Below are 11,562 nucleotides of genomic sequence, written 5' to 3' on the forward strand. Positions count from 1 at the left end.
TCGATCAGCCGATGGCGATCATTTCGAAGTCACTCTTGCCGACGCCGCAGTCGGGGCACAGCCAATCTTCCGGTACATCTTCCCAACGGGTGCCCGGAGCGATGCCGTCGTCCGGCCAGCCTTCGGCTTCGTCGTAGATCAATCCGCAAACAATACACTGCCACTTTTTCATCAGGCTCGTTCCTCAGTCAGGTGGGGCTTTGTAATGGCCCAGCCAGCAGTATGCAAGCAGTCGGGGCAATCATGCTAAGCTCGCCGCCTCTCTGGTTGTAACAAGCATACCGACGTGTCGTACGAAACCCCGCAAGCAGCCGCTGCCGCGTGGCTGCCGTATTCGCAACTGGCAACCGGCCTGGGCCAGCCCATTGTTGACTGGCTGTTCGACGAAGGCTCGCTGACCCGCCGCCTGACCCATCTTTCCCAGAACCACTTCACCGTCACCCCGCTGTTCGAGGGCTGGCAAGCCCTGCGCGAGGACGAATGCCTGGCCCTGGGCATCCCCACGGGGGCCGAAGGCTGGGTGCGCGAAGTGTTCCTGCGCGGCCATGGCGAACCATGGGTCTTCGCCCGTAGCGTCTCGAGCCGCAGTGCACTGGCGCGTGGCGGCCTGGACCTGGAGTCGCTGGGCAGCCGCTCACTCGGCGAGCTACTGTTCTGCGACCAGGCATTCGTTCGCCACCCGATCGAGGCCTGCCAGTATCCACAGGCCTGGTTGCCCGCCGAAGCAGCCCAGGCAAATCTGTGGGGACGACGCTCACGCTTCGAACGCGATGGCCTCGACCTGCTGGTGGCGGAAGTCTTCCTGCCGGCGCTATGGCAAGCGGCCAAGGAGGAAACTCGCTGATGTACCTGCAAATGCTCAAGTCGCTCAATCGCGTCCATCCGCGTGCCTGGGATTTCATACAGCTCAGCCGTATGGATCGACCCATCGGTATCTACCTGCTGCTGTGGCCAACCTTGTCGGCAGTGTGGATCGCCGGCAATGGCTCGCCGACACTGGCCAACGTGCTGATCTTCGGCCTGGGGGTGGTACTGATGCGCGCCGCCGGCTGCTGCATCAACGACTTCGCCGATCGCAAAGTGGACGGCCACGTCAAGCGCACCGCCGATCGTCCCCTGGCCAGCGGCCGGGTCAGGCCACGCGAGGCCGTGGCGCTGTTCGCGATTCTGGTCGGGGTGAGTTTCCTGCTGGTGCTGTGCACCAACAGCAAGACGGTCTGGCTGTCGTTCGGGGCGGTGGCCCTGGCTTTCTGCTACCCGTTCATGAAGCGCTTCACCTACTACCCCCAAGTGGTGCTGGGCGCCGCGTATTCCTGGGGTATCCCCATGGCATTCACGGCGGCCGGTGGTGAACTGCCAGCCAGTGCCTGGCTGCTGTACATCGCCAACCTGCTATGGACGGTGGGCTACGACACCTACTACGCCATGGTCGACCGCGACGACGACTTGAAGATTGGGGTGAAATCCACCGCGATTCTGTTCGGCGAGGCCGACCGGGTCATCATCCTGAGCCTGCAGATGCTGTCGCTGGGCTGCCTGTTGCTGGCGGGAAACCGCTTCGAGCTGGGGGGCTGGTTCCACTTGGGGCTGCTGGGTGCGGCGCTGTGCTTCGCCTGGGAGTTCTGGTCGACGCGCAAGCTGGACCGCGAGTCGTGCTTCAAGGCCTTCCTGCACAATCACTGGGCGGGGATGCTGGTGTTCATTGGCGTGGTGCTGGATTACGCCTTGCGCTGAGTTCATCGCAGTCAAGCCGGCTCCTACAGGCAACGCGCGTGCCTTGTAGGAGCGGCCTTATGTCGAGAAAGGGCTGTGCAACAGCCGCAGCAGGTTCGTGATCGACGCGGCGTGTGGGCCCGCAGGACCTCAAGGCTTGGCGATGTGCCAGACGTCTTTCATGCCATCGCCGGTCTTGTCCCCGGCTTTCTTGTCCTTGATGAAGGTGTACAGCGGCTTGCCGTCATAGGCCCACTGCATTGAACCATCGTCGCGGGTGACGTGGGTCCACTTGTCCTTTGGTGCCTCATCGTCCTTCGAGACCATCAGCGGCGGCCAGTTCTTCGCACACTCACCATTGCACATCGACTTGCCACCGCTGTCCTTGTCGAAGGTGTAGAGCGTCATCCCGGCATCATCGACCCACATGCCATCTTTTTCCATGGCATGGTGGGCGGACGCCACCCCCGGGAGCGCCAGGGCAGCGAAAAGGGCCATCCAGCTCAGCGTATGTCGTGTCATTGGAATCACCATTGTTCGGGGGCTATGGGTTCGAAGAGCCGCCGCAGCGGCCCTTTGAAGCCTAGTCCAGTCATGGAATGTCGCCAGAACGGCCAACGCCCTGTCACACAGCTGCAATAATTCCGTTATCTAATGCGGGCCAAGACATCGTTCCTGGGAGAGGTTTTGAGCATGGTTGGCAGAAACATTCTGATCGTCGACGACGAGGCGCCTATCCGCGAGATGATCGCCGTTGCATTGGAAATGGCCGGCTATGACTGCCTGGAAGCGGAGAACTCGCAGCAGGCCCACGCGATCATCGTCGACCGCAAGCCCGACCTGATCCTGCTGGACTGGATGCTCCCCGGCACTTCCGGCATCGAGCTGGCTCGTCGCCTCAAGCGTGACGAGCTGACCGGGGACATCCCGATCATCATGCTCACCGCCAAAGGTGAAGAGGACAACAAGATCCAAGGCCTGGAAGTCGGCGCCGACGACTACATCACCAAGCCGTTCTCGCCGCGCGAGCTGGTGGCACGCCTGAAGGCCGTGCTGCGTCGCACCGGCCCCAGTGACAGTGAAGCCCCCATCGAAGTCGGCGGCCTGCTGCTCGACCCGATCAGCCACCGCGTGACCATCGATGGCAAGCCTGCGGAAATGGGGCCTACCGAGTACCGCCTGCTGCAGTTCTTCATGACCCACCAGGAACGCGCCTACACCCGTGGGCAACTGCTGGACCAGGTCTGGGGCGGCAACGTCTATGTCGAGGAACGCACCGTCGACGTGCATATCCGCCGCCTGCGCAAAGCCTTGGGTGAGGCCTATGAAAATCTGGTACAAACCGTCCGGGGCACGGGTTACCGCTTCTCGACCAAAAGCTGACTAACCCGCAAGCCAGCCGCACGCCGCTGTACAAGGACCGTCAATTGAACCAGAACTGGCACGCGACCCTGATTCGTCACCTGCTGCTACTGATCACCGTTTGCCTGATCGGTGGACTGATCAGTGGCTACTACGGCTGGAGCCTGGCCATTGGCCTGGCGCTTTACCTGGGTTGGACCCTCAAGCAACTGCTGCGCCTGCATGACTGGCTGCGCAACCATCAGCCCGACGAAGCTCCACCCGATGGCTACGGCCTGTGGGGCGAGGTCTTCGACAGCATCTACCACCTGCAGCGGCGCGACCAACGAGTGCGTGGCCGCCTGCAGGCAGTGATCGACCGGGTTCAGGAATCCACCGCCGCGCTGCGCGATGCAGTGATCATGCTCGACAGCGACGGCAACCTGGAATGGTGGAACCGCGCCGCTGAAACCCTGCTGGGCTTCAAGACCCCTCAGGATGGCGGACAACCCGTCACCAACCTGGTGCGTCATCCCCGTTTCAAGGAATACTTCGAGGCCGGGAACTACGCCGAGCCGCTGGAAATCCCGTCGCCGATCAACGACCGCATGCGGGTCCAGTTGCATATCACCCGTTACGGCAACAACGAGCATCTGATGCTGGTGCGCGATGTCACCCGCATTCATCAGCTCGAACAGATGCGCAAGGACTTCGTGGCCAACGTCTCGCATGAACTGCGCACCCCGCTGACGGTGATCACTGGCTATCTGGAAACGCTGCTGGACAACGTCGATGACGTGAACCCACGCTGGGGCCGGGCATTGCAGCAGATGAGCCAGCAGGGCTCACGCATGCAGACCCTGCTCAACGACCTGTTGCTGCTGGCCAAGCTGGAAGCCACGGACTACCCATCGGACAACCATCCGGTGGCTGTGGACGCCCTGCTGCAGTCGATCAAGAGCGATGCCCAGGCGCTGTCTGGCCCACGTAACCAGCGAATCAGCCTGGAAGCTGCGCCGGGCCTGCGCCTGAAGGGCAGCGAGGCGGAGCTGCGCAGCGCGTTCTCCAACCTGGTGTTCAATGCAGTCAAGTACACCCAGGACGAAGGCAGCATCCGCATCCGCTGGTGGGCCGATGAACAGGGCGCCCATCTGTCTGTGCAGGATTCAGGTGTGGGTATCGACGCCAAGCACCTGCCCCGCCTGACCGAACGTTTCTACCGGGTCGACTCCAGCCGCGCTTCCAACACCGGAGGTACCGGGCTTGGCCTGGCCATCGTCAAGCATGTGCTGATGCGCCATCGCGGCAAGCTGGAGATCAGCAGCGTTCCGGGGCATGGCAGCACCTTCACCTGTCACTTCGCACCGGCTCAATTGGCCAACGGCAAAGCTGACCAGGACTGACCTGTCGGCGAAGCGTTTGGGCGTGCAGTCGGCCCCAATAGGACCACCACCCTTTGCTTTTGCGCCCTCAGCCGCTACATTGGATCCCCTGTGCCAGCAAAAGCTGGCACTTTATTTTTTAATTTCCCAAAGACGGCCCCCGTAAAAACTCCATCATGGACCCTTCCCCTGGTATCAGCCTCACCTCGTTATTCGCCGATTTCGGCATGATCATCTTCGCCCTGCTGCTGGTGCTGCTCAACGGCTTCTTCGTTGCCGCCGAGTTCGCCATGGTCAAGCTGCGCGCTACCCGCGTCGAATCCATTGCCGAACTGCACGGCTGGCGCGGCAGCATCCTGCGCAAGGTTCACAACCAGCTGGACGCCTACCTCTCGGCCTGCCAGTTGGGTATCACCCTCGCCTCCCTAGGCCTGGGCTGGGTCGGTGAGCCGGCCTTCGCCCACTTGCTCGAGCCATTGCTGGCATACATGGGTGTGGACACGCCTGAGCTGATCAAGGCGATTTCGTTCTTCGTCGCCTTCTTCGTGATCTCCTACCTGCACATCGTGGTCGGCGAGCTGGCGCCCAAGTCCTGGGCCATCCGCAAACCGGAACTGCTGTCGCTGTGGACAGCCGTGCCGCTGTACCTGTTCTACTGGCTGATGTACCCGGCCATCTATCTGCTCAACGCCAGCGCCAACACCATCCTGCGCATTGCCGGCCAGGGTGAGCCCGGCCCACACCACGAGCACCACTACAGCCGCGAGGAGCTCAAGCTCATCCTGCACTCCAGCCGAGGCCAGGACCCGAGTGACCAGGGCATGCGCGTACTCGCCTCGGCGGTCGAAATGGGCGAGCTGGAGGTGGTCGACTGGGCCAACTCGCGCGAAGACATGGTCAGTATCGACGCCCATGCGCCGCTGAGGGAGATCCTGGCCCTGGTACGCCGCCACAAGTTCAGCCGTTACCCGGTGTACGACGCCGAGCGCGAGGAGTTCACCGGACTGCTGCACATCAAGGACTTGCTGCTGGAGCTTGCCGAGCTGGAGCACCTGCCCGAGACCATCGACCTGGAAGACCTCTCCCGCCCGCTGGAGCGTGTTTCCCGGCACATGCCGCTGGCGCAACTGCTGGAGCAGTTCCGCAAGGGCGGCGCGCATTTCGTGCTGGTCGAGGAAGCCGATGGCAAGGTAATCGGCTACCTGACCATGGAAGACGTGCTGGAAGTGCTGGTCGGCGACATCCAGGACGAACACCGCAAGACCGAACGCGGCATCCTCGCCTACCAGCCGGGCAAACTGCTGGTGCGTGGCGATACACCGCTGTTCAAGGTCGAGCGCCTGTTGGGCATCGACCTGGACCATATCGAGGCAGAAACCCTGGCTGGCCTGGTGTACGAGACGCTCAAGCGGGTACCTGAGGAAGAAGAAGTGCTGGAGGTCGAGGGGCTGCGTATCATCATCAAGAAGATGAAAGGGCCAAAGATCGTGCTGGCCAAGGTGCTCAAGCTGGATTGACCGACCGTGGCGCCACCCGGCAAGCCGACTCCCGAACCTGCAGGAGCCGGCTTGCCGACGGTGAAGCCCACACCCTCCTCAAGGGTTGCCAGCGGTAAAATCCGGCAGCCCGCCAATCGGCCGGTCGAACTGAAAGGGTATCGACTCCAGCGCCAGCCCCACATTGCGTTGCACCACGAAATGCAGATGTGGCCCGGTGCTGTTGCCCGTGTTGCCCGACTTGGCCAAGGCCTGCCCTACTACCACCTGTTGCCCCTCAGCGACCACCACCGACCCGCGCATCAGGTGCAGGTAGACGCCCATGGTGCCGTCCGGGTGCAGAATACGCACGAAGTTGCCCGACGGGTTGGTGCCCCGCCCACTCTGGTTGTTCTCGATCCTGACCACCACCCCACCCCGCGCAGCGATGATCGGCGTGCCCTCTGGCATGGCGATGTCCATGGCATAGCGCCCCTTAGGGCCGAAGTGGCTGAAACGGCCATTGGGCCCCTGGGTCAAGCGGAACGGTCCGCCTTTCCAGGGGAAGGGATATCGGTAAGCCAGCGAGCGCTGAGTGGGGTCTCCCATGGCGTACTGGAACTGGCTGACATACTTGAGCGGCCCGCCCGGCGCCGCCAGCACCGAGCTCAACGTTTTGCTCGAACGCGGGCCGACGATGGCGCGCACGGTGCGGGGCGCGTTGCCGCCAAAGGCGTTGGCCAGCTTGTCGATACGCAGCTCGACCTGCATCGGTACGTACAGGTCATTTCGCACGACAAAGCGCACACCGCCAGGAAAGGTCTCGGTCTGCAAACGCACCTTGCCCTCGATCCGTTCGAGCATCGGCTCACGCAGCTCGAAGGTTTTCGCGCCGGGGCTGTAACGGTCGGAGTACGAGACCACGCCGAAATTGTCGACGGTCTTGTAGATGGTCATGCCCAGGCTCGACGCCGAAGCCGTGAGCAAGGCACAGAACAGCAGCAGGCGAGAGGCTGGCATGATAGTGGCTTTTTGACAGTTATTGTCTGTCGAAGCCTAGCAGGGGGATTTGGCCGATGGGCTGCAGTTGGTCGGGTGAACAGCCAGCACCCGACAAGCCGGCACCTGGTGGTCGTGCAACCCAAGGCGCCAGCTTATCGACGATGGGCTCAGGCCCCCGGAGTGAAATGCTTCTGCTGGGTGCCGCGCGCGATCAGGCGCGACAGGTAATCCAGCTTCTGTGCATCCTGATCGACGAACTTGAACGTCAATTGCAGCCAATCACTCTCTGGTTTCGGTTCCAGAGCCGCAATCGCATGCAAGTAGCCGTTCAAACGTGCCACCTCGGCGTTCTCGCCCTGCTCCAGGTCCAACACCGCACCTTCTAGCACTTGTGGCAGGACCGCACTACGCCGAACCACCAGCAAGGCTTCCTTGAGGCTCAAGGCCTTGATCACACAAGGCTGTGTACCGCTGGACAACCGCAGCTGCCCCTGACCACGGCCCGTCTGCGCAGCAGCAGCGGCGGTAGTGGGGGTTGGCGCGTTGATCAAGGGTTTGGCAGGGGCCGGGGCTGAGGCAGGCGCGGGCGCCGAGACCTTGGCCGCTTCAGGCTTGCCGCCAGTCAGGGCGCTCAACGAGTCGTTGGCGAATGCCGAGTTGACCCGTGCCTGCGCACCCGCCACCAGGCCTTCGAGTTTGCCGATCTTGGTCAGCGCCTTTTTTACCTTGGTCAGCAGCTGCTCGTTGGTGAACGGCTTGCCGACGAAGTCTGAGACGCCGGCCTGAATGGCCTGGATCACGTTCTCCTTGTCACCACGGCTGGTTACCATGATGAACTGCAGGTTCTTCATCTCGGGCTGCTGACGGCACCAGGTCAGCAGTTCCAAACCGGACATTTCCGGCATCTCCCAGTCGCACAGCACCAGGTCGAACGGTTCTTTGCTCAGCATGGTCATGGCCTTGCGGCCGTTGACCGCATCGTCGATGACCATGCCGGGGAAGGCATTGCGCAAGCACTTCCTCACCAGGTCACGAATGAACGGTGCGTCATCCACGACCAGCACATTGACTTTACTCATCGATACTCCTCTTGAATCCCGGCTAGCATAACGCTGACTGATGGCCATTTGCCAAAACATGGACCACGCCGGGAGTTCTTCACATCATTCGCGGGTGCCTGCTGGCTGCTCGACCGCAAACGAAAACGCCCGGCACAGGCCGGGCGTTGAGGCTCGGGAGCAATCCTATTTATCGTCCGCTCCGGCCGGAACATTAGCGCTATCGGCCGTTCCTTCGACTTCCTCTTTCATGCGCTTGAGGCCCAGGTGGCGCACATCAGTGCCGCGCACCAGATAGATCACCAGCTCCGAGATGTTGCGCGCGTGGTCGCCGATGCGTTCCAGCGAACGCAGGGCCCAGATCACACTCAGTACCCGCGAGATCGAGCGCGGGTCTTCCATCATGTAGGTCACCAGCTCGCGCAGCGCGGTCTTGTACTCGCGGTCGATGGTCTTGTCGTACTGAGCCACCGACAATGCCAGGTCGGCGTCGAAGCGGGCGAACGCATCCAGCGCGTCACGCACCATGTTGCGCACCTGGTCGCCGATATGGCGAACCTCGACATAGCCACGCGGCGATTCGCCTTCCTCGCACAGCTGGATGGCACGGCGGGCGATCTTGGTCGACTCGTCACCAATGCGCTCCAGGTCGATCACCGACTTGGAAATGCTGATGATCAGGCGCAGGTCGGACGCGGCAGGCTGACGGCGAGCGAGGATGCGCACGCACTCCTCGTCGATGTTGCGCTCCATCTGGTTGATCTGCTCGTCCACTTCGCGCACTTGCTGGGCCAGGCCCGAGTCGGCCTCGATCAGCGCGGTAACGGCGTCGTTGACCTGCTTCTCGACCAGGCCACCCATGGCCAGCAGGTGGCTGCGCACCTCTTCGAGCTCGGCGTTGAACTGCTGGGAAATGTGATGCGTAAGGCTTTCTTTGTTGATCATCGTCTCGCTCCGCGAAGAAGCTGCAAGCTTCAAGAAGTTCGTGTCGTTCCCTGGCTTCGGTTGTTAGCCGTAGCGACCGGTGATGTAGTCTTCGGTCTGCTTCTTCGCCGGGTTGGTGAACAGGGTGTCGGTATCCCCGAATTCGACCAGTTTGCCCATGTACATGAACGCGGTGTAGTCCGAGACACGGGCCGCCTGCTGCATGTTGTGGGTCACGATGACGATGGTGTACTTGGATTTCAGCTCGTAGATCAGCTCTTCGACCTTCAGGGTCGAGATCGGGTCCAGTGCCGAGCATGGCTCGTCGAGCAGCAGCACTTCCGGTTCTACCGCGATGGTGCGGGCGATGACCAGACGCTGCTGCTGACCGCCAGAGAGGCCCAGTGCCGATTCGTGCAGGCGGTCCTTCACCTCATCCCAGAGGGCAGCGCCCTTGAGTGCCCATTCGACAGCCTCATCGAGCACACGCTTCTTGTTGATGCCCTGGATGCGCAGGCCGTAGACCACGTTCTCGTAGATGGTCTTGGGGAACGGGTTGGGCTTCTGGAACACCATGCCCACACGGCGACGCAGCTCGGCCACGTCTTCGCCCTTGCGGTAAATGTTGTTGCCGTACAGGTTGATCGCGCCTTCCACGCGGCAACCGTCAACCAGGTCGTTCATGCGGTTGAAGGTACGCAGCAGGGTCGACTTGCCGCAACCGGACGGGCCGATGAAGGCGGTCACGCGCTGCTTGGGGATATTCATCTGCACATCGAACAGCGCTTGCTTCTCGCCATAGAACAGGGACAGGCCCGGTACTTCGATGGCCACGGTTTCTTCGGCCAGGCGCAGGCTCTGCTTGTCGCGGCCCAGGGCCGACATGTCGATGCCGTGGGCGTGGGATTCATGCTGCATGGTCAACTCCATACGCTATCAATGCGTTTCAAAGGGCCGCCCGACGGGCGGGCGGCACGCTTGCAATCAGGTTCAGCTGTCGAGAGCCTTGTACTTCTCGCGCAGGTGGTTACGGATCCACACCGCCGAGAGGTTTAGGGTGGCGATCACCAGCACCAGCAGCAGCGCGGTGGCGTACACCAACGGCCGCGCGGCCTCGACGTTAGGGCTTTGGAAGCCGACGTCGTAGATGTGGAAGCCCAGGTGCATGATCTTTTGATCCAGGTGCAGGTACGGGTAGTTGCCGTCAACCGGCAGCGACGGTGCCAGTTTCACCACACCCACCAGCATCAGCGGCGCGACCTCACCGGCAGCGCGGGCCACCGCGAGGATCATGCCGGTCATCATGGCCGGGCTGGCCATCGGCAGGACAATTTTCCACAGGGTCTCGGCCTTGGTCGCACCCAAGGCCAGGGAGCCTTCGCGCACGGTACGTGGAATGCGCGCCAGGCCTTCCTCGGTGGCCACGATCACCACGGGCACGGCCAGCAGTGCCAAGGTCAACGAGGCCCACAGCAGGCCCGGAGTACCCAGGGTCGGTGCCGGCAGCGCTTCGGGGAAGAACAGACGGTCGATCGAACCGCCCAGCACGTAGACGAAGAAGCCCAGTCCGAACACGCCGTAGACGATGGCCGGAACACCCGCCAGGTTGTTCACCGCAATACGAATCAGGCGGGTCACCGGTCCCTGCTTGGCGTACTCGCGCAGGTAAACGGCGGCCAGCACACCGAACGGGGTGACGATCACGGCCATGATCAGGGTCATCATCACGGTACCGAAGATGGCTGGGAAGATACCGCCTTCAGTGTTGGCTTCACGCGGGTCGTCGCTGAGGAACTCCCAGACCTTGGCGAAGTAGGTGCCCATCTTCGTCATGCCGGACATGGCGTTCGGCTGGATGGCATGTACCACTTTGCTCAGGTTGATCTCGACTTCGCGGCCATTACCGTCACGCGCCACCAGGCTGTCACGGGCAAAAGCCTGGTGCAGACTGGTCAGTCGGTCTTCGATGGCCTTGTAGCGGCTGTTCAGCTCGGCACGCTCGGCGTCCATGTCTGCTTGGGCAGCGGCGTCCAGTTTGCCGTCCAGCTCCAGTTTACGGGCATGCAGGCGCAGGCGTTCGAGGCCATGGTTGATGGCACCAATGTCTTTCTTCTCGAGGCTCTGCAGCTCGCTGTTGAGCTGGTTGGCGCGCTTGAGGCGAGTCTGTAGCTCGTTCCAGGCCGCAGGGCCTTCGGCGACGACCTTGCCCTCTTCCTTGACGCTGACCAGGTAGCCGTAGAAGTTGCCCCACTCGCGACGTTCCAGGGCGATCAGGTCGACCGGCTTCTGCTCGTCGACCAGCCATTCGCCGACCACCCAGGTGAAGTCGCTGCCATTGAGGTCGCGGTTACCGACCTTGATCAGCTCGCGGGTCATGAACTCCGGCCCCTCGTCCGGTACTGGCAAGCCAGCACCCTTGAGACGGGCACGCGGGACTTCTTCTTTCTGTACCACTTCACCGATGACGATATGGTCGGCCTGGCCCGGCACCTTGTAGGTGGCCTGGACCAGGTCGGCCGGCCAGAAGTGGCCCAGGCCGCGCACGGCGATCACCGCCAGCAGGCCGACGGTCATGATCACCGCCATGGCGACCGCGCCACCGCTGATCCAGACGCCTGGGGCGCCGCTCTTGAACCAGCTTTTGAGGGAATCCTTTTTCACGGATCT

Annotated in this window: 12 protein-coding genes; 5 read left to right on the forward strand and 7 right to left on the reverse strand. The window is 62.2% G+C overall.

Going from position 1 to position 11,562, the window contains the following annotated elements; all coding sequences use genetic code 11:
• Positions 1–4 precede the first annotated feature (4 nt).
• Positions 5–172: a rubredoxin gene (locus IF103_RS24280; RefSeq protein ID WP_011536423.1), complete on the reverse strand. Its 168-nt coding sequence runs from the start codon at positions 170–172 to the stop codon at positions 5–7.
• A gap of 114 nt (positions 173–286) precedes the next feature.
• Between IF103_RS24280 and IF103_RS24285 the strand changes: the two genes are divergently transcribed.
• Both IF103_RS24285 and ubiA read left to right on the forward strand, forming a co-directional pair.
• On the forward strand, positions 287–844 hold the full coding sequence (locus IF103_RS24285; RefSeq protein WP_023383052.1) for a chorismate--pyruvate lyase family protein: 558 nt from the start codon (positions 287–289) through the stop codon (positions 842–844).
• A complete protein-coding gene (gene ubiA, locus IF103_RS24290; RefSeq protein ID WP_023383053.1) occupies positions 844–1,734 on the forward strand; it encodes a 4-hydroxybenzoate octaprenyltransferase in 891 nt (296 codons plus the stop codon). The genes IF103_RS24285 and ubiA overlap by 1 nt, the downstream gene beginning before the upstream one ends.
• Before the next feature lie 129 nt (positions 1,735–1,863).
• Here the strand turns inward: ubiA and IF103_RS24295 are convergent, their stop codons facing one another.
• On the reverse strand, positions 1,864–2,235 hold the full coding sequence (locus tag IF103_RS24295) for a COG4315 family predicted lipoprotein (protein WP_023383054.1): 372 nt from the start codon (positions 2,233–2,235) through the stop codon (positions 1,864–1,866).
• A gap of 171 nt (positions 2,236–2,406) precedes the next feature.
• Between IF103_RS24295 and phoB the strand changes: the two genes are divergently transcribed.
• The 3 genes from phoB (at position 2,407) to IF103_RS24310 (ending at position 5,953) form a co-directional block, all read left to right on the forward strand.
• Complete coding sequence (gene phoB, locus IF103_RS24300; RefSeq protein ID WP_003253341.1) at positions 2,407–3,096, forward strand: phosphate regulon transcriptional regulator PhoB; 690 nt, start codon at positions 2,407–2,409, stop codon at positions 3,094–3,096.
• A 44-nt stretch (positions 3,097–3,140) separates the two neighbouring features.
• Positions 3,141–4,457, forward strand: coding sequence for a phosphate regulon sensor histidine kinase PhoR (phoR, locus tag IF103_RS24305; protein ID WP_023383055.1), 1,317 nt, complete (start codon positions 3,141–3,143; stop codon positions 4,455–4,457).
• A 155-nt stretch (positions 4,458–4,612) separates the two neighbouring features.
• A complete protein-coding gene (locus tag IF103_RS24310; RefSeq protein WP_023383056.1) occupies positions 4,613–5,953 on the forward strand; it encodes a hemolysin family protein in 1,341 nt (446 codons plus the stop codon).
• Positions 5,954–6,031: 78 nt separating this feature from the next.
• Here IF103_RS24310 and IF103_RS24315 read toward each other — a convergent pair whose 3' ends face one another.
• From IF103_RS24315 to pstA, 5 genes are all read right to left on the reverse strand, one after another.
• Positions 6,032–6,931 carry a peptidoglycan DD-metalloendopeptidase family protein gene (locus IF103_RS24315; protein WP_023383057.1) on the reverse strand — a complete coding sequence of 300 codons (900 nt, stop codon included), beginning with the start codon at positions 6,929–6,931 and terminating at the stop codon, positions 6,032–6,034.
• A 149-nt stretch (positions 6,932–7,080) separates the two neighbouring features.
• Positions 7,081–7,992: a response regulator gene (locus IF103_RS24320; protein ID WP_023383058.1), complete on the reverse strand. Its 912-nt coding sequence runs from the start codon at positions 7,990–7,992 to the stop codon at positions 7,081–7,083.
• A gap of 165 nt (positions 7,993–8,157) precedes the next feature.
• Complete coding sequence (phoU, locus tag IF103_RS24325; RefSeq protein ID WP_023383059.1) at positions 8,158–8,916, reverse strand: phosphate signaling complex protein PhoU; 759 nt, start codon at positions 8,914–8,916, stop codon at positions 8,158–8,160.
• Positions 8,917–8,979: 63 nt separating this feature from the next.
• Positions 8,980–9,813, reverse strand: a complete 834-nt coding sequence (gene pstB, locus IF103_RS24330; protein WP_023383060.1) for a phosphate ABC transporter ATP-binding protein PstB — start codon at positions 9,811–9,813, stop codon at positions 8,980–8,982.
• A gap of 72 nt (positions 9,814–9,885) precedes the next feature.
• A complete protein-coding gene (pstA, locus tag IF103_RS24335) occupies positions 9,886–11,556 on the reverse strand; it encodes a phosphate ABC transporter permease PstA (RefSeq protein WP_023383061.1) in 1,671 nt (556 codons plus the stop codon).
• Positions 11,557–11,562 lie beyond the last annotated feature (6 nt).

This window comes from Pseudomonas sp. SK2 (assembly GCF_016772395.1).
GTDB lineage: Bacteria > Pseudomonadota > Gammaproteobacteria > Pseudomonadales > Pseudomonadaceae > Aquipseudomonas > Aquipseudomonas taiwanensis.

What these genes read in the sequence shown, in the direction of transcription:
- IF103_RS24280 (WP_011536423.1), bottom strand. Translation starts at nt 172, where the DNA reads ATGAAAAAGTGGCAGTGTATTGTTTGCGGATTGATCTACGACGAAGCC.
- ubiA (WP_023383053.1), top strand. Translation starts at nt 844, where the DNA reads ATGTACCTGCAAATGCTCAAGTCGCTCAATCGCGTCCATCCGCGTGCC.
- IF103_RS24295 (WP_023383054.1), bottom strand. Translation starts at nt 2,235, where the DNA reads ATGACACGACATACGCTGAGCTGGATGGCCCTTTTCGCTGCCCTGGCG.
- phoB (WP_003253341.1), top strand. Translation starts at nt 2,407, where the DNA reads ATGGTTGGCAGAAACATTCTGATCGTCGACGACGAGGCGCCTATCCGC.
- IF103_RS24310 (WP_023383056.1), top strand. Translation starts at nt 4,613, where the DNA reads ATGGACCCTTCCCCTGGTATCAGCCTCACCTCGTTATTCGCCGATTTC.
- IF103_RS24315 (WP_023383057.1), bottom strand. Translation starts at nt 6,931, where the DNA reads ATGCCAGCCTCTCGCCTGCTGCTGTTCTGTGCCTTGCTCACGGCTTCG.
- IF103_RS24320 (WP_023383058.1), bottom strand. Translation starts at nt 7,992, where the DNA reads ATGAGTAAAGTCAATGTGCTGGTCGTGGATGACGCACCGTTCATTCGT.
- phoU (WP_023383059.1), bottom strand. Translation starts at nt 8,916, where the DNA reads ATGATCAACAAAGAAAGCCTTACGCATCACATTTCCCAGCAGTTCAAC.
- pstB (WP_023383060.1), bottom strand. Translation starts at nt 9,813, where the DNA reads ATGCAGCATGAATCCCACGCCCACGGCATCGACATGTCGGCCCTGGGC.